The 19366-nt window shown below is 33.2% G+C and carries 18 protein-coding genes; all 18 read right to left on the bottom strand.

Annotated elements, in window-relative coordinates:
• Window positions 1-10 precede the first annotated feature (10 nt).
• The 18 genes from lhgO to BMY13_RS01680 all read right to left on the bottom strand — a co-directional run bounded on the left by lhgO (window position 11) and on the right by BMY13_RS01680 (window position 19366).
• Entirely contained in the window at window positions 11-1237 is a 1227-nt protein-coding gene (lhgO, locus tag BMY13_RS01765) for an L-2-hydroxyglutarate oxidase (protein ID WP_092502059.1), read from the bottom strand.
• Window positions 1224-1808, bottom strand: a complete 585-nt coding sequence (gene rfbC / locus BMY13_RS01760; RefSeq protein WP_092502057.1) for a dTDP-4-dehydrorhamnose 3,5-epimerase — start codon at window positions 1806-1808, stop codon at window positions 1224-1226. Before rfbC ends, lhgO begins: the two co-directional genes overlap by 14 nt.
• Window positions 1809-1835: 27 nt before the next feature.
• A complete protein-coding gene (rfbA, locus tag BMY13_RS01755) occupies window positions 1836-2741 on the bottom strand; it encodes a glucose-1-phosphate thymidylyltransferase RfbA (protein WP_092502055.1) in 906 nt (301 codons plus the stop codon).
• A gap of 92 nt (window positions 2742-2833) precedes the next feature.
• On the bottom strand, window positions 2834-3928 hold the full coding sequence (locus tag BMY13_RS01750) for an acyltransferase family protein (protein ID WP_092502053.1): 1095 nt from the start codon (window positions 3926-3928) through the stop codon (window positions 2834-2836).
• A 267-nt stretch (window positions 3929-4195) separates the two neighbouring features.
• Window positions 4196-5404 carry a hypothetical protein gene (locus tag BMY13_RS01745; protein ID WP_092502051.1) on the bottom strand — a complete coding sequence of 403 codons (1209 nt, stop codon included), beginning with the start codon at window positions 5402-5404 and terminating at the stop codon, window positions 4196-4198.
• An 89-nt stretch (window positions 5405-5493) separates the two neighbouring features.
• Window positions 5494-7263, bottom strand: a complete 1770-nt coding sequence (locus BMY13_RS01740; RefSeq protein ID WP_245735968.1) for an ABC transporter ATP-binding protein — start codon at window positions 7261-7263, stop codon at window positions 5494-5496.
• A 70-nt stretch (window positions 7264-7333) separates the two neighbouring features.
• Window positions 7334-8428, bottom strand: a complete 1095-nt coding sequence (locus tag BMY13_RS01735; RefSeq protein ID WP_092502047.1) for a polysaccharide pyruvyl transferase family protein — start codon at window positions 8426-8428, stop codon at window positions 7334-7336.
• 27 nt (window positions 8429-8455) lie between these two features.
• Complete coding sequence (locus BMY13_RS01730) at window positions 8456-9514, bottom strand: glycosyltransferase (RefSeq protein ID WP_092502045.1); 1059 nt, start codon at window positions 9512-9514, stop codon at window positions 8456-8458.
• A gap of 47 nt (window positions 9515-9561) precedes the next feature.
• Window positions 9562-10731, bottom strand: coding sequence for a glycosyltransferase (locus tag BMY13_RS01725; RefSeq protein WP_092502042.1), 1170 nt, complete (start codon window positions 10729-10731; stop codon window positions 9562-9564).
• Window positions 10732-10775: 44 nt separating this feature from the next.
• Complete coding sequence (locus BMY13_RS01720; protein ID WP_092502039.1) at window positions 10776-11762, bottom strand: glycosyltransferase; 987 nt, start codon at window positions 11760-11762, stop codon at window positions 10776-10778.
• Window positions 11763-11786: 24 nt separating this feature from the next.
• A complete protein-coding gene (locus BMY13_RS01715; RefSeq protein WP_092502037.1) occupies window positions 11787-12977 on the bottom strand; it encodes a glycosyltransferase in 1191 nt (396 codons plus the stop codon).
• 39 nt (window positions 12978-13016) lie between these two features.
• Window positions 13017-14036, bottom strand: coding sequence for a phosphotransferase (locus BMY13_RS01710; protein ID WP_092502035.1), 1020 nt, complete (start codon window positions 14034-14036; stop codon window positions 13017-13019).
• Between the two features lie 48 nt (window positions 14037-14084).
• On the bottom strand, window positions 14085-14504 hold the full coding sequence (locus tag BMY13_RS01705; protein ID WP_092502033.1) for an FAD synthase family protein: 420 nt from the start codon (window positions 14502-14504) through the stop codon (window positions 14085-14087).
• The gene (locus tag BMY13_RS01700; protein WP_092502032.1) at window positions 14491-15666 is read right to left on the bottom strand and encodes a CDP-glycerol glycerophosphotransferase family protein; all 1176 of its coding nucleotides are present in this window, start codon (window positions 15664-15666) and stop codon (window positions 14491-14493) included. Before BMY13_RS01700 ends, BMY13_RS01705 begins: the two co-directional genes overlap by 14 nt.
• On the bottom strand, window positions 15663-16700 hold the full coding sequence (locus tag BMY13_RS01695) for a glycosyltransferase family 2 protein (protein ID WP_092502030.1): 1038 nt from the start codon (window positions 16698-16700) through the stop codon (window positions 15663-15665). Before BMY13_RS01695 ends, BMY13_RS01700 begins: the two co-directional genes overlap by 4 nt.
• A 16-nt stretch (window positions 16701-16716) precedes the next feature.
• A complete protein-coding gene (locus tag BMY13_RS01690) occupies window positions 16717-17898 on the bottom strand; it encodes a glycosyltransferase (protein ID WP_092502028.1) in 1182 nt (393 codons plus the stop codon).
• On the bottom strand, window positions 17870-19006 hold the full coding sequence (locus BMY13_RS01685) for a glycosyltransferase family 1 protein (RefSeq protein ID WP_092502026.1): 1137 nt from the start codon (window positions 19004-19006) through the stop codon (window positions 17870-17872). Before BMY13_RS01685 ends, BMY13_RS01690 begins: the two co-directional genes overlap by 29 nt.
• A 15-nt stretch (window positions 19007-19021) precedes the next feature.
• Window positions 19022-19366, bottom strand: coding sequence for a helix-turn-helix domain-containing protein (locus BMY13_RS01680; protein WP_092491279.1), 345 nt, complete (start codon window positions 19364-19366; stop codon window positions 19022-19024).

Raw genomic sequence — 19366 nt, 5'->3', positions numbered from 1 at the left:
TTCTTCCTCCTTACGATATTTTATCCTTCTCTAACTTTCTCCCTTGCCTCTTAACAATTCCATCCACTACATATCGTGAAAATGGGAATGCACAGGTAAAGCCTGGTGAAACTGCATTTAGTATATGGAAGGAACGATTATCACCTTCAACAACAAAATCCTGTACGAGCTCTAATGTTTCTTTGTTCAATAGTTGAGCACGAATCCCGGGTCTCATGAAATCACCAAATCCTTTATGATTTAAATGCTTAACCATCTTAAAGGATAAATTTATAAAATAAGCTTTCTTATATTTTTTCATTTCTTCAAATGCCAGGGATCGGAAATTAAACGAATTGGTTAAAAACAACTTTGCCTCATAAAATAATATGCTGAAAAACTCGTTAAACTTGAAATTACCCAACCCACTGTAGTTTTCCCGCCATAAAGCAGGGATAGCTGTTGGCCCGATTTTAATTGAACCATTCACTGTCTTCGTATAGTGAACACCTAAAAAAGGATTAGCTAAGTTCGGCACAGGATATATATTTGTCTTCACATCCGATTTATTCTTGGCATACTTAAGATAGATACCTTTAAACGGAATAATTGTATACTTCTCACCGAACTGATAATCCTTAGCAATTTTATCTGCATATAACCCAGCTGCATTTATAAAATAGTCACATGTGAAGGTTCCATTATTTGTTCGAATCTGTTCATTTAATTTCCCCTTATATTGGGTGTTGCACCTGATGTCTACACCCTTGTTTATGACTTCAGCTTTAACTGCCTGACATACCTCAATTGGATCTACAGAAGAGGTTGTTGGAGAATAAAGAGCCCACTTACAGGTCTTTACATTAGGATCAATCAAATGTGCTTCCTGTTCTTTGAGCCAGTGGAGTTTAACGCCGTTTTTCTCTGCTCGCTTTTTTAATTCTTTTAATCCCTGCAACTCTTCCTCATTTGTAGCCACAACAAGCTTCCCACACTTATTTATCTTCAGGCCATGTTCATCGCAATATGCCGTCATTTCCTGGTTACCTTCTCTAGTAAACTTTGCTTTCAAGCTATTAGCGGTATAATAGAATCCAGCATGTAGCACGCCACTATTCCTACCGCTGGAGTGATGGGCTACATCGGATTCCTTCTCTAAAATACAAACAGACTCATCTGGAAATCTATTCTTTAATTCCCTTGCAATGGACAATCCTATGATACCGCCCCCAACAATCAGGTAATCATAAGACTCCATGATCAACACCTTCTTTAGTCTGATACAGGAAGTTAATTTCCGCATCGTTTAGCAATGGCTGCTTAGCATCTTTTTCGGATAAAATTGGATTAGAGGTAGGCCAGTCAATTGCAAGTGCAGGATCATTCCAAAGTATGCCCTTATCATTTTCTGCCGAGTAATAGTCATCTACCTTATACTGAACATGTGTGTTTTCCTGCAATGTACAAAATCCGTGAGCAAATCCTTTCGGAACAACAAGCATCCGGTGATTATCCTCACTCAACTTAACCCCCATCCATTGACCAAATGTCGGGGAACCTTGACGAATATCTACTGCTACATCATAAATCGACCCAGTAATCACCCTGACAAGTTTTGTTTGAGCATTTGGATTCAACTGATAATGAAGCCCACGAATTACGTCCTTATCTACTGAAAGTGAGTGATTATCCTGAATAAAATCAAATTTTAACCTAAGTTCTTCAAACTTTTTAAAATTAAAGCTCTCCATAAAAAAACCCCGATTATCCTTAAAAACCTTTGGCTCAATAATTTTCACACCATCAAGCTTTGTATCAATTAGTTTCATTATTTTCCTCCCAAGGTATTTATTAATTTACTTCAACAGATGTAATCCTTCTCTCTCTTTATTCCTGTTAATCTCCACCAACCGAATCAAATATTGACCGTACTCACTCTTCCTTAGGGGATCCGCTAACTCTAATAGCTTAGACTCAGAAATATAACCTTTGTTATAAGAAATCTCTTCCAAGCATGCCACTTTTAAGCGCTGTCGCTTTTCGATTATTTCAATAAACTGTGATGCTTCTAACAATGACTCATGTGTTCCAGTGTCTAACCAGGCAAATCCTCGACCGAGTAAATCAACATTTAACCGATCTCGCTCTAGGTATTCTTGGAGAATATCGGTTATTTCCAGTTCACCTCTTGCGGATGGCTTTACACTTTTTGCTATATCTACAACCTGATTATCAAAGAAATATAAGCCGGTTATCGCATAATTAGATTTAGGCACCAAAGGCTTCTCTACAATAGAAAGTGCCTTCCCATTTGGATCAAATTCCACTACACCAAACCGTTCAGGATCTTTAACATTATAGCCGAAAATAGTAGCACCATTTAATTGCTTTGTTACTCTTTCAAGGTGCGACGTGAATTCATGACCATAGAAAATATTATCACCTAAAATTAAAGAAACATCGTCATCACCAATAAAATCTTCACCAATTATAAAAGCCTCTGCTAACCCATTAGGTTCATCTTGAATGGTGTAAGACAAATTAATTCCTAACTCCGCACCATCACCTAATAACTGCTCAAACCGTGGCGTATCCTCAGGCGTCGATATAATCAAAATATCCCTAATCCCAGCCAGCATTAACACCGAGATGGGATAGTAAATCATCGGTTTATCATATATCGGCAGCAACTGTTTGGATATCGATCTTGTTAATGGGTATAACCGTGTTCCGCTTCCACCAGCCAGAATAATTCCTTTCATAGTAGACCACCTTTTAATTGTTTTTGTAAAAAATTGCATAAAAAATAAAAGACCTATAAAGTCTTTTACTAGTTTTCTAAGTTATGGATTAACTACTTACTGTCTTTTATAGCAGCAAGAGAACCGGGTTTACCCTTTATCTTATCCTCAACGTTGTATGTCATAATACGTCCGACAAAATATTTACCAAAACTAAACTGGTTAAATAAATAAGCTGTACCGATGCATAGGAGCATGGTTAATAAAAATACCAGAAGTGTATAAGAAACTACATTCAAAAAAGCAGGTGGTTCTATATATCTTAGTAAGTGGAAATAAAGTAAGTTCAATAAAAAAATACTGAATGAATGGTTGCTAATAAACATCACTAATTTTGGAACCTGTTTTATTCGGGATGCTATATACATAATAAAAAATATTACAGAAGTGCTATAAATTAACATATCCACCCTCTTAGAATCATAATCCATATAAAATACCTTATTTATAATTAAAAGTAATAACAAAGATAATATAGGTGCCACTAGTACCCATCTTTTCTTTAGAATCGTTAACATATTATGGTAATTACGGCCACAATAAAATCCTAAAACAAAATAAAAAATCCATCCAGCAAATGGCATCCAATAACCTTTAGTCCAAATGAAATGTCCAACTGTATTATTAGGGGATTCCACAAAATTAAAAAAAGCTAAGTACAAAAAATTAATCACCAAGGCTAAAGGAATAACAAATTTTGCTGACAAGTGATTTAAGTACTTACGTAATAGCAAATGTAAAAAGTAAAATTGGAATATGATTAAAATAAAATAAACTGCTGAATCTCCAAGGAAAATACTCATAGCCAATCTAGAAACTACAGCTTGTAAAGTCCATGTATCAATAGAAATAATTGCATAAACAATACTCATAACCAAATATGGCAATAATAAAATCTTAACTCTTTTCATCATAAACCCCTTAGGTACGTTTTCAGTATATTTATTTGCTAAAAGAAGCTCAGAAATAAATACAAATACAGGGACCCCAAAAAGAACAGCCATATGTAAAACATATAAGCTCGAATGAAAAAAATTTGGCTCCATATAAAAGTGAAACCCATTACCAATAGCATGACCTAATGTAACAGCTAAACAAGCTATGCAACGGAGCCAAAAGACTTCATTCATTAAAAGTTGATTTTTCATTGGATCCCCCTTTCATGTCATTAACCATTTCTATTAAATCTGTGCAGAACTTTCCTTAAATATCCGTCGCCATGTGTTTTTAAATTTTGCATACCTCCTTCACCTATGAATCTGCCTTTAAAATCATTCATCTAATATTCTCGGTTGACCCATCCAGTATTAGTTTTAATTATCTCTGGGTGATAAATTTTCAACACTTAAATCAACTCCTAAACTCCAATCAAATTAATAATTTACAATTATGTGTGTCTATTATTAGCATTTAACTTATGAAACCTTTCTTTTAAAATGTCCACTCCATAAATTCCTTAATCTAGTATAAGTACCCTTGCCCATGAACTTACTAATAAAATAAAATTTTATTATATATCCGAATGCCATAAATTTTGATGAGAACGGAATTGTAAAGTCTCTGACCAACATTTCTTCATAAACCTCTTGCAATGATTTGACACTTTTTCTTTTTGCTAGAACGGTTGCGATATATTGATGCCTGCTAGAGTAATATGCTTTAAGATTAAAGACATTTGAGTAACATTCTATTTTTCCAATTACTTCAAGTATCAATAGTGTTTTTAAACACTTAGGACATTTTCCGCAATTATACTTATTAAAATAGCAAACATTCAAATACCTATATGAAGGTTTATAATTAGCTACAAGTTCAGTTTTTTCAATCCTTGTCATAAATGGACAACCTGAGAAAAACCTAATTGTTTCAGTAGATAACATACTCATATTAAAGATATCAAAAGCTCCTGTGTCCTCTTTGACCAACCTGAATCTTTTCAAAGGAACACTAGATGAATAATAGTATACCTTAAATAATTTTTGTAAGATAAGAACTGCAGACAAACTTCTTAAAGTGTTAGTCTGTTTAAAATTCATGTGTAATACTTCGCTAATATTACTATCTACAGAAATAAATTCCTTCCCAATCTCCCGAGCATATTCACTAGTAATTTTCGCCCTTTCTCGAAAAAATTTCCTTGCCTTTTCTCCGCCATTATCACCATGAGAACCAACATTAAAAAATGTATAATAAGTAATCTTATAATTTTCTGGACATTTATCATCCAAATGATCGATAATCGTAGCGAAAGAATCAATTCCACAAGAAAGACCAGTACCAACAGCACCCTTATTTTCTATGGGCTCCGTAATTAGTTCACTACAATATATATTAATGTTACTATACCCATATACTTCTGCTAACAGTGGAAGTAAATAGTTGTTAAGTGAATAATATAAGTTCTGTGAAACAGGTGCTACAACTTCTATGTCATAACCATTTTTTAGCGCGTAAAACAATAAGCCAACTAAAAATCCATCAGCTGTTTCATCTGTCAGATATTCGCTATATTCCTCTTCTACTTCGTACCATAATGTATCTATACTTCGTTCATCCTCAAACGCAGTTTGTATTCTAACACCAGTATTAGTTTTTATTATTTGTGGTTTATGAATTTTCAGCACTCTTATCAACTCCGAATTTCTTTTAAATTAAATAATTCTTATTGATATCACGGATATGAATATTTATCGTATTAATAACTGGGTTGCTTCTAGATGATTGACTTTTCTATTTTATTATCAACTGCAACCAATTCTGCTTTATTTATTTTAAAAACGATATCACAATTTTCAATAGTACTTAATCTATGGGCTATTATAATCAAGGTCTTTTCACCTTTTAAACCATCAATTGCCTTCATAATTTCTTTTTCCGTTTCATTGTCTAAAGCTGACGTTGCTTCATCCATAAATAATATTTCAGGATTGTGATATAAGGCTCGCGCTATTCCTATACGTTGTCGTTGACCTCCAGATAGTCTTACTCCTCGCTCTCCCACCGTTGTTTCAAGTTTTTCTGGGAGTCCTTTAACAAATTCTAGTAATTGCGCTTGATCTAATGCACGCCATACTTCATCTTCATCTATTTTAGTTTTATCTATTCCAAATGCAACATTTCCACGTATAGTATCATCTGAAAGGAATATGCTTTGAGGAATATATCCTATTTTTTGCTGCCATAATGCTTTTTGATCATGGAGGTTTTTTTCATCTATCAACACTTCTCCTTCTTCTGGTCGAAACAATCCCAGAATAATATCAACTAGGGTTGTTTTCCCAGCACCCGACTCGCCAATAAACGCAACTGACTGTCCTATTGGTATAGTCAATGAAATATCCTTTATTGAATATTCCTTTTGGTTTGGATAGCGAAAGGATACCTTTATTAATTTTATGGAGTCTTTAAAAGTCTTTTCCCCTTGATTTACTATAATTGATTCTTTATTACTTTTAATCTTTGTATTTTCATCTTTGTTCAGAAATATGTCATTATAAACAACTGATAATGCAGGTTGACTATACCTAATTCTAGTAATCAGTGATACCACACGTGTAATTGAGGGCATTAAACGAAAAGAAGCCATAGCAAATAAGGCCATTGTCGATACAATTTGAGTTATACCTGTTCCTTGAAAAACAATAATTAACATCGTAATTAGAACGATAGATACCAATAAAGTCTCGATAAACAACCTTGGAGCTACCTCCAACATCTTCATATATCGGCTATTGTTTGCCTTAATTTGACTCTGTCCAGTGTATGAATTAATAAAGAAACTCTCTTTTCCTGATACTTTTACTTCTTTACTTGCGCCTAACCCCTGATTAACCCATTTAATCATTGTTCCACTTACTTTTTGCTGCTCTTTCCCTAAATGGCTAATCTTTTTACGAAGAATCGCAAAAAATAAAAAAACACTTCCACCTAACAAGATAGAAGCTACTAATGTTGCAATTGGAGCTGTTGCCAACAACAATATTAAAATACACGCAATAACAAGGAACTCAGTAAATAATTGAAACCCCGACATAACGATTCCTTGAAACACCTTAGATACTTCTCCATTTACATTCCGGAGTAGATCTGCAGTATTTCTTTGTAAATGAAAAGTATATGGTTTTGTTAAATACTCTCTAAATAAATTCCGAGATAACTTAACTTGTTGATTTAAGATGACTCTAAACTGTGCGTAGTTAAAAAGAAGTAAGTATAAATTCTTTAAAACAAATATTGCCAGCAAAGTTATCACTGAAAACACAATAAAATTAGTTTCTGATTGAAAATTAAACAGTTCGTAAATATAAGTCAAAATAGCTTGTTCCTGAATAATAGCAGGATCGGTTACAATCCCAACAAAGGGGACTATTAAACCTATTCCAACCGTCTCAAATAAAGCTGCAACTATCATCATAAAGAGTAATATTAATAACTTTTTCTTTTCCCTTTTGTTAAAAAACTGCAGTAATTTTTTAATGGACATTCTCATTTTTGACATCACCTTTTTAAAGAATTCATTATGGCTCTGTTAGAGCAAGAAATATATATATAGACTATAATAATAATAGATCTAATTTATTAAATTGTTTTTCAGCTTCCAACATTACACTTCTATTCTTTAATTTATTTCCGGGTAAAATTTTTATCATTTTCTTTACATCAAGCTCTTCAATATCTTTAATAAAGCAGCATTTACCATCCATGTTTATATCTTTTAGCACATTGTAGGACTTATCACTATAAATTATTGGGAAAATATTTTGATTGAATAACAGACTCAAAATAATAGAATGGAATCTCGTTCCTATTACAGTCTCACAAGCTTTATATTCATCTAGAAATGTGTTTATATCTACGCTGTAATTAACAACTTTCACTTGTTCTGTGTAACAAGAGTCCAAGCTATTTAAAATATAATTTATTGCTCTCAAATCGCCTTCGTTTTCACAGAAAGAAAAAAATTTAATTTTATATCCAAGGTCTATATAGGTAATTGCTATTTCACTCATCTTTTGGATATATCTATAAAAGTATTGTTTCAAGTCTTTTCTCTTCTCAACATCAATGATTGAAAAGCCTATAAACTTATCTTGTGCGACGGAGTATCCACCTTTCAAGCTAAAGACAACGTCTGGTGCAGATCTAACATTATTTAAATCACCAAAAATTTTGTAAGAATAATTGTCTCTAAAACATATGTCATCAAAATGCGAGAAAAATTCTTTATGTTTCTCAATAAATAAGTCATCTTCAAATGGCCCAAAATTTGCTCCTATAATATATGTTTTCTTATTTCCCTCTTTAAACTTTTCAGGTAATTGGCTTCTACTTTCTAAACTCTTTTGCCAACCCATACTTTCCATAAAAATAGAGCCACCTATGTTTAAAAATGCATTATAATTTCTATATTTCACAATACCCTCGTGTAACTTATTAAATAAATTAACTGTGCGATTTCCTATTTTCATACTAAGACTTTTTATGATTTTAACTTTTCTGTAATTTTGAAATACTATATTGTAATTTTCACTTGCTGTTAATAAATGAAATTCAACGTTAGGGTATCTATCAAATAGTACTTTTAAAAATAAATCGTCTCCCAGGTTTTGAGCAAAGTACGCATTTACTAATACTCTTTTTTTACTCACGAGTCACTACACCTCTTAAATAAGTTATTAATCTATATTAGATCTAAATCCCATAATAAAATTATGTATATTTTGAACTCCAATCTTAATTCTTACAATACTTATTAATAGTTTTATTTTTTTTCTAATACTTAATACTTTTAGAACTTGATAAAAGAATGATGGGCTAGAATAGCTTAATATATCATTCATAAATACTTCATCTTCCATAATTGACAACAATATCTTTTGTTTATCCACTTTTGTTAAATTAGCATTTAAAACAACATCCTGTATGTGCAATAATGTAACATTTGTAAAATGGCTAGTTACAAATTTGATTTTTTCGTTCATATTATACTTTTCACATAATTTTACTAAAAAGGTCCTGTTATCTTTTATATACTCAAACAGATTAGGTCTAAAAACTTGTGTTAATGAACCCCTCTCCCTTATGTAATATATGTATAAGGGCTTATCTACAAAGACCAAGGTATCTATTATCATTAGTAGAGTGAAATTTAACCTTGCATCTTCACTGTGATGCTTTTTTTCATCAAATCTTATACCATAGAAGTCAAAAATTGTTTTTTTATATAATTTGTTGACACTAGATACTAAACTATACGTTTTATTAACTAAAATAGATGGTATGATCTCATTCTCTATTATTTGCTTATTTAGTACACATCCAGATTTATTCCAAATCGAGGAAATGGATATTCTATTAATTACTTGATTTATCGTCTTAATAGGACAAACCACAATATCTGCATCTAGTTGTTTTGCTGATTTCCACAACTCCTCATACATGGTTGGTTCAATAACATCATCTGGATCTACAAATGCTATAAATTCCCCTTTTGCAGCCTCAATACCTTTATTACGTGCAGAAGAAACACCACCATTTTTTTTATGGATCACTTCTATCCTGTTGTCCATATTTTCATATAAATCACAAATAGCGCTGGATTTGTCAGTAGAACCATCATTTACTAGAATTACTTCAATATTTTTAAAAGTTTGGGCAAGTATTGAACCCATACATTTGTGTAAATATTGCTCCACGTTATAAATCGGTACAATTATACTAATTTGTGGGTTCACTTAATTCCACTCCCCTAATTACTGTTACTATGAAAGACTAAGTTATTTCAGTAATGTGACACAATTTTTTCAAAGTGCTCCTTTGATATGCTTTCAGAATATCGTTGGCATAATAATTTATTATCTAACATTTTTTTTATTGCGTTATACACATCTGTTTCGCCAATATTTACAATAACGCCTGTCTTTCCATTTACTATTTGCTCTCTAGCCCCGGTAAAGTTGGTACTGACAATGGGTTTATTGAAACACTTCGCCTCAGCCAATGTTATACAATAACCCTCATGTCTTGATGGTTGAACATATATATCGCACTGTTTCATATAAGGATACGGATTAGGCTTTGCACCTAGTAATATAAAATCATTATCTACCTCATATTCCTTTATTAATTCTTGATACTCTGCTCTAGCACTTCCTTCGCCAATGCAATACCATCTAACATTAAATCCTGCCTTTTTTAATTTTGCTAGTGCACGAATTGCCAAATCCTGACCTTTTTCCTTACTTAATCTCCCAACGGTTAAAATTCTGACTCCATTAAAGTTACCTTCAAATCCTGGACCTTCATCAGCCATTTTTAATACTATTTCTCGGGACACCTTATTAGGAAATGACTCTACCTTATTCTCAAATTGCGGAAATAAATTGATGAACTTGTTCTTTCCTTCTTTAGACACCACAAAGATCTTATCAAACTGTTTATAGAGTTTAGCCGCAAACCTATTATCAAATCCTACCTTAGTAATATCAAAATGGATCCATTGAATTTTCTTTTTAGCGTTAATTTTCATGGCAACAAAATAGCTTATGAAGTCCATTGGACCTGCATAAGCTATGGCGACATCATATTCATTTGTTAATTCAGGGACATTTTTTAAGAGATAGTTAAAAAAGATACTTTTGTTTTTTGTCAACTTTGATAATAAAACTATAGTTGAAAATAATATTCCTTTTATGAACCTACCTCTTTTAATAAGTTTAAGTGCTTTTTTCTTTGGCGGCTGATTAAGTTCCTCTTTAAATGTAGGATATTCTTGTAAATATTCAACATTTACTTCACTAGGGATAGATTCTAAAAATCCTCCATATTTCTCAAGCATTAAAATTGTAATATCATAATCAGCTTTTGGCATTTCAGCTATCATATTAAGTAATGCTTTTTCTGTTCCGCCAACATTCATGTTTATTATCATGAAAATAACTTTCTTTTTCATAGACCTACTCACTTTCAACATATAAGTTTTATTATGTGTATTTTTTATAACTGCCTAGTTACAGTCCTTTTTATTTTATTATTCAAAAATAAAAATCTCACATTGTAATTTATTAAGGTGGTTAAATATTTATACTTCAATGACAAACGTGCATTTTTAAGGATTTCTTTATAATATTTCCTAATAAATTTTTGTATATATAAAATGTACTTCTCCTTCTCGGCCGGGTCTTTTACTTGATTCAAAATGGAGTACACATGATCCATACTATAGTACACAAAACAAGAAATATACTCTTTAGATAGCTGCGGATAGTTTTCATTCATAAAAGCAATGATTTCATCCCAACCTATAAATACATCTAGTTTTTTTTCATTATAAGAAGAAGTTAATATACTGTTTTCTCTTAGCAAATATACATACCCAGCATAACTTGTATAAACAACCTTATTTGCATTCGTAAATATTTTATATGTGGTTGGTAAGTCGTCGAGCCTTCTGTCTTCTGGATACTGAATATTTTCAAAGCAACTTTTTTTATACAATTTTGCCCATACTGCAAATCTGAAATATTTTCCTGTAAATAACTGTCTCATCGCTTCCGTATTATCCATTTCTATTACAAGTTTTTCTCTTTCAACATGAATGACATCTCCATTTACCTCTCTGTAGTTTCCACAAATTGAAATATCACTATCTGTTTCTTTACATAACTCATATAACCGATAATACATATCGCTATAAATCCAGTCGTCTCCATCTACAAAGCTAATATATTCCCCCTTAGCTATGTTAATCCCAGTATTTCTTGCAGAGGACACTCCTCCATTTTTTTTATGAATTACAATTATCCTACTATCTTTTTCAGCATATTGATCACAAATTTGACCACTATGATCCGTCGATCCATCATTAACTAAAATCAGTTCAAAGTTCCTAAATGTTTGTGCCATAATACTTTCTATACACTTACTAATATACTGGCTAGAATTATAGATAGGAACGATAATACTTATATCTGGTTGCTTCATTTTTCTCCTCCCACTCTATAAATATCATCCAATTAATTGATAAAACTTCTCTATTTCTTCAACATTTCCTTTTTTCTCATTCTCCAAATAGCTTACAATACTTTGTCTTAACTCATGATCATTTATTAATGCCATAATCCCATCACATACTGCAGCGGAATTCATATCAACAACAAGGCCATTTTTTCCATCAACCATTTGACTATATACTGCATCGAATTTAGTAGTTACGACTGGAACATTAAGCATCCGTGCTTCTGCAATGGCAATACCGAAACCTTCAAATTTGGACGTCTGCACGTACATATCAGCGTTTTTTATGAATGGATAGGGATTTGCTTTTACACCTAATAAAATAAAATGTTCACTTAAATCATGTTTTTCGATATAATCCTCTATTTCTTTCTTCAGAGGCCCCTTGCCAAGAACATACCATCTAAAATGAATACCTTGCTCTTTCAGCTTTCTACATGTCTCAAGTGCAATATCATAACCTTTTTGATTCGCTAATCTCCCAATAGTAACTATTCTAATTCCATCAAACAAATCCTCATAATCACTTCCAATCCCTGACATATCAGAAATTAATAGAGGATTATTAATATCATGAATCACTTTTATTTTATCTGTGTATTTAGGAAATGATTCCAAAAGGACCTCTTTGGTAGAGTCAGACACTGTAACAATTTCATTTATTTGATCATAGAACTTTTCTTGGAATTCTTTCTCTTTTTTATCTAATCTATAACTAACATTAACCCAACCAAATTTCTTCGAGGCATTAACTTTTTCAGCTACATAGAAAGTTGGAACTCCCTGAGCATAACTTATAGCCACATCGTATGTTTTCGGATTTCGCTCAATTACTCTCGAAACACTCTGCCAATATAATCTTGCTTTCTGCGAATTGCGGTATTTTTTACTGTGTATCTTTACTGAATATTTCAGTCTCGCATAAAGCATTTGAAAGCTACCCTCTTTAAAGGATTCTACAAATACTTCTGATAGCCTTGATTTCGCAAATTGAGTATACTTGAAAGGTGGAAGAATATTTACCTCATCAGGAACAAGTTGTTCTAATTCACCACCGTGACCAAACAAAATTAAATCAACATTGTATTTAGAGTAATCCAACAACCCCAATAAGGTAACTAAGCTTTTTTCTGCACCTGCACAATGAAGTGAGTCAATAACAAATAATAAACGCTTCTTCATTTTTTATTCTTCACACTCCTTTCTAAAATCAGTCTAAGCTTAAGATTCATAATTTGAATGTCTTTTAATAAATTTAATTATTTTTGAAAAATCTTTTGCAAATTCCCTATTCTCAAACTGTATAAGCCTTAATGTTATGTCCTCTAAATAAAATAAATCTAAATAATTATTCATATAACGTTGGATTAACTCGTTACCTCTTTTAGTTTTATTAGACAACTTATCGAATAAGTATTTATTTAACTTAGAATAGAAATCATCTCCAAAATTCGGAAACCTTGTTTTAAATTTTATTAAATCAAAAGTTGGAGAACGGAATCCACAAAACTCCCAATCTATTAACACAATTTTATTATTCTGTACTAGAAGATTATCTTCTTTTATATCACCATGACTAAGTGTTAGTTGTATAAACCTTTCTTCATTGTTTTTGATAAACCTTTCGTATATTCGAACAAGAAAATTTCTCACATAACGAGATTCTTTTTCCGTTATCCCCTCAGAATTTCTATCCAAAATTTCTAATGTAAGATCGACAAGTGATTTAGCATAGACCCTAGCATTAACATTTCTTATGTCTGATTCTGCTAATAAGCTTATAAACATATCTGTTAACCTATTTTTAAGAATTTTACTTTTTGTTTTATTTAGGTTAGGGTGATGTCCGTTATAAAATAATCCTGTTATTATTCTGTTTTCCTTATCAATATCCCAAATTTTTTCATACAAAGTGCTTGAGTCTTTATATATCAAGCTGCCACAAATTTTATCTTCGTTCTCCTCATCGAAAATTGTTTGAATGATTTTCCTTTTCAAGTTTATGACTTTGTAATTACTATCGACAACCTTTATAGCGACGTCCCCATCACTTCTTAAGATGTGTTCATTAGACACATTATTTCGTCTGAACAGAATTAAATAGTTATATACAACCCTTAGTCTTTTTAGTGGGTTTCTCGGCATTAAAGGTTTACAACAAAACAATTTGAAAGCTATAGATGGAATTGATAATTTCTTGTTTATACTTATAAAATTACCCAGAGATACAAATGTGCTCATCTTAATCCAACCTTTTTCAACTATATTGTATGCTTATATTTCAGTTGTTTATCCCAATTTAATTTTCTCATTCACGATCGTCGACGAAACACCCTTTGTATATGGGAAATAGACGATGTCGACTCCTTCTTTGTTAAACTTTTTTTCCAGTTCATTAAAAAGAGCATTTCCTTTCCAGTCGTCACCAACAAACATGACGTCAAAAATTAAATGCTCCCAAGCTCGATATTTATCTCTGTCTTTTTGTGGTATTGCTTCATCGACATATTTAATCCCTTCTACAATTTCTATTCTTTCCTCATAAGGGATGATGGGTTGCTTATTTTTGTATTTCATCACTAACTCATCTGTACTTACGCCTACAATGAGAAATTCGCATTTTTCTTTTGCTTTTTTTAAAATGTTCAGGTGACCAACATGAAATAGATCAAATACCCCTGTTGTATAGCCGATTTTATACTGCTTCATATATTTCTTCACTCCTTTTCCCTTTTTGGCCATGGCAAATACGGTCGATCCGCTTTACCAATTGTTTGCTTGCATTTCCGTCCTCGAAAGTACCAACCTTATATAGGAATTTTTCTATTTGTTTTCTATATTGAACGTAATCAAACGTGGCAACTTTTTCTAACAGGTCATTGTTACTTGTTGCACTAATGAACGGAAGGTCTGTTATATCAAAATACAGCTTTCTGTCTTGCCTTGTATACTCCTCTAGATCCGGTACATAGAGAAAACATGGCCGTTTGGTTATCGAATAATCAAATATTAGTGATGAGTAGTCGGATATCAGTACGTCTGCTGCTAGCAGCAATTCCTGTATATCGTCGTATGAAGTTACATCCATAACACGATCACCATAAGTAAGCTTGCCTGATTCTGCGGTTAAGTGTGGATGAAGTTTGACCAATATTGTCCACTCATTGCCAAATCTGCTTTCCAGCTGGCGTACCAAGCGAGACCAGTCAATATTATAAACTTCCAGGTTATTATTTTTTCTAAATGTTGGTGCATATAACAAAACTTTAGAATCAGAATTAACATGTAACTTTTCTAATACATCCGCTCTCTTGTCTGGATTACGTTTGAACAATAAGTCATTCCTTGGTGTTCCATGCTCAAAAATCTCTCCTCCATACCAGAAGGATCGTTTAAATATAGCGGTACTGTACTTACATCCGGATAATAATAAATCACATTTTACTGAGTCTTTCTTCGCCATTTTTACGTAGCTTGGTGGGAGCACAGCCTCAGCATCCTTTTCAATATGTTTTAACCGTAGTGAACTGTGCCATGTTTGAATGTAATACTGCTTCTTTCGTTTAACAAATAAACCAGTAGTTCGATAATTTGTAATGATCACTTTCGACGTACACAATTCATAAAAATATCGTAATGACATGACCTTTACTTTTTTAACTTGGTCCAGGTGTTTTTTGGAATCAGGGTCATTAAAGGCCCAGACAACGTCAAATCTGTCTTTTGGGTAATACTTCTTAATATATTCGGTAATATACTTTGGACTGCATCCATACTGACTTCCATAATAACTAAATAAGAATATTTTGTTCTGTTTTATCGGAAGACAGTTACATATATAAATAATAATTAACGCGATCCATTTCTTCATTTAGATGACACCTCCTGCTTTAATCCAACTGGTTTAGGCAATATTCTAGCCGCCCTCATCACTTTCCTTACTCCAAGAAATAGAACATTTAAATAAGGATGTAGGGAAAATAAATATAATTGCTTTCTTAACGTTTTGTCGTCCATTACTGCTCTTCTCAGCCTATAGTAGTTTTCACTTATGTAGGATTGTATTTCTTTTCTATGCAACCCGTTTTTATCCTTCTCTCTGTTAAGCAGCAATAGATTATAATGGATAAAACTCATATTCAATATAGCCTTATAGGACTCATCTGTTAGTCCCTGATAATAATTCTCGATAAACCGGTGCCTTTCCTTTAACCCTTTAATAATATCGAGGTTTCTTGGAGTATAGGATGCGACGATGCTATCATACCGTTGATAATAGTAATATAATGGCTTATGTAAAAGCACAAACTTTTCAACTCGTTGCATCACTTGATGTGCCCAAAACACATCTTCAAATAACACCCCTTTTTGAAATGGGATATCGTTGATCAGCTTTGTTTTATAAAGCTTACCCCAGGCAAAATTCTTCACCCGTTCGTTAATAACTAACTCATACATTAGCTTTCTATTATCCAGTTGTATTGGCGCATCATGTTCATTATGATACCTATTATCCAAAAGTAATTTATCTTCATGGGCATAAAAAAAAGCTGATTGAACAACTTCAGCTTGATATGCCTGGCTACATTTAACCAGGCTTTCAATCATGTTATTCTCCAGCCAATCATCACTATCAACAAACATGGTGAATTCTCCTGTTGCACGTTTCATTCCATGATTTCGTGCGTCCGATAACCCCCCGTTTTCCTTATATATCACCTTTATCCGGGGATCTGATTTTTTGTAATTAGCTGCAATAGCTCCACAATTGTCCGGAGAACCATCATCTACAAGGATGACTTCTAAGTTAAAGTATGTTTGATTAAGAATACTTTCGATGCAGCGATGAATATATTTTTCCACCTTATAGATTGGGACAACAACACTAACTTTTCCCTTTCGCATCCTGTATTGCCCCCCTCTATATCAGTTCGTATAGTTTTTCCAGTTCCTTGCTATTATGAAAATTGATGTTGCTGCAGTTTGCTGCGAGTCTATCTCGCAATGCCTTATCGCTATATAACGTTTCTATCCCATCCGCTATACCGCCAGCCGATAAGTCGCAAATCATTCCATCAACCCCATCGTTCACCTGGCTTCTTGCTGTTGGATAATTTGTTATCAGTACTGGCTTACCAAGTATCTGCGCTTCCCCAACCGTTACAGCCTTTCCTTCATACCGTGATGGCTGAATATAAAGGTCTGCTTCTTTTAAATAGGTATATGGATTGGTTTGTTTCCCCAATAAAATGAAGCTGTCTTGTAAATCATTTGTCGCAATTAACTTCTCCAGCATTTCCTGATCACCGCCATAACCAACAACATACCAGACGATATCATCATAACCTCTGTCCTTTAGTAGCTTTAAAGCACTCACTGCATTATCAATTCCTTTTGCATGAGAAAGTCTTGCTACTGTTATCAGTTTAAATCGCGGATCAGCAGTCATCGGATTTTCAACTTTCTCATCTGATAATGCTTTCACAATGTCTGGTGATGCAATGTTCTCGATGACAATAACCCTCTCTTTTAAGCTAGGGTATTTTTTAATAAATGCGTTTTTACATGCTCCGGATACGGCTACAATATAGTTAAATTTGCACCACATGTTTAAATCCATGTTTATATCCGTTTCTACTGTTGAAAAATCAGTATGTATCCAGGCTATCTTGGTCTCGGCTTCTACCTTCTCTGCTACAACGTAATGCGGCCATAAATAGCTGATTGCAGCATCGTATTTCTTTTCCAATCTTGGCAGAAATGGCAATGCATACTTCCACATAAATTGCATTTGCCTGTATCCTGGTTCTGAAACAACCTTGCTCTTATTTGCTTTATACTTAGCCATAAGCCTTGTCAGACCTAGTATTACTTTACCTGATTTTAAAACTTGCCCGATCGGTATTCGAAAGGTTTTATAGGCGTTTGACTCTTCCAGTAAATTTGCTTTATCAGGGAGCAGATCGATTAAATCGCCTGTATGGCTGTATATCATAAGATCAATATGGCTTCTGCTGTAATCGAAGTTATCCAACATACTAATCAGACTTCTTTCAACACCTCCAACCTCCATATCAAAGCTGGCGATTAAAATCTCTTTCATATTGCCCTCCTGAACTGGATTGATATATAGTCATCAAAGTGGCTATTGCTCGCTTTAGGGAATACCCGCTTTTTTCAAATCCATTTATAATATTATAGGTGTTTTTTTCTTTCTGACCTGCCAATTCAACTATTCTGTCTGCCCAAACATCAGGTCCATCAGCTAATGAAAGCTTTGATATTAAACCTATTCCTAAATCTGCTTCTGGCTGGATAGCTTCTGATACCACGGCGGGCAATCCACATGCTTGAGCTTCAAGCAGCACAAGACCTAATCCTTCATAATGGGATGGAAAAATAAAAACATCCATGCTATGCAACATGGTAGATATGTCATGTCTTATCCCCGTAAATCTTATGTTTTCAAGGATGCCTTCCTGTTCAGCCTTTTCTTCTATTTGTCGTCTTAAATTTCCATCTCCTACTAGTAACAGTTTAATAGCAGGGTCTCTATTAATGAGACATTTCATTATTTCTAATATAAATTCATGATTCTTTGCTTCTATAAACCTGCCAATATGACCAATAACGATGCTCTTACCTAAACCTTCCTTTACTTTAAGTTCCGTGACCTTCTTTTGCGGATTTACCAGGAATGTTAAATACTCAATCGTATTTGGGAAGTATGAATACTTCGATTTTGCTAACCCTTTATTTCCAAATAAATACTTTCCTGCCCCCTCGCTGCACGCTAGTAAGTTTGTAGAGAAATGGTTGATGATAAACCGCATTACTTTGATGTAGGCTTTTCGCATAAATCTGCTACTACTGTCCATGGTTGTATGTGCATGTGAAATTCTAATTTTAACACCAGCTAAGTAGGCAGCAATTGCTGCAATACCACAATGAAACAATGTATGTGCGTGTACAGCGTCATATGGTCCATATTTATTGATGACATGATAAAGTTCTTGTATGGAATTGGTCTTCGATAATTTGATAACTCTGCCACCGCGGTCTTTAATTTCGTCATCGTAATGAGCATCTTGATCGCTATATGAAATAAAATCAAACTGTACCTTCTTACGATCAACGTTTCTGTAAATATTCATTAGCATGGTTTCTGTTCCTGCTCTGTTCATTGCCCCAACAACGTGAAGAATCCTCATTTTGTTATCCTCTTTTCACGTCTTTTCCCCAAATTTGTCATTCTGCCATTTAGCAAATTCAATAACCGTCTTATATTTCTGGAGCTCATCTTTATCAACTCCCGAATTCTTCAGTTCCTCAACAAAATCCAGCCATTCATTTTCTGGCAATAGTTCATCAATCGGTTTTGTACCTAGTAATGTTCTAAGGTCCGCATCTAAGACTGCTGCGATTCGGTCAATAATTTGAATAGATGGATTTTGATTTAAATTACGTTCAATATTACTCAAATACGACTTAGATATATTTGCTCGCTGGGCACACTCAGATAAACTGAGCCCTTTCTGTTTACGGATAATTTGTATTTTTTCACCTATCAT

The sequence above is a fragment of the Virgibacillus subterraneus genome, from assembly GCF_900110695.1.
In the GTDB taxonomy this organism is placed as follows: Bacteria; Bacillota; Bacilli; order Bacillales; family Amphibacillaceae; genus Lentibacillus; species Lentibacillus subterraneus.
Note: the sequence above shows the minus strand (reverse complement) of the source record. Positions and strands in the feature narration are given on the sequence as shown.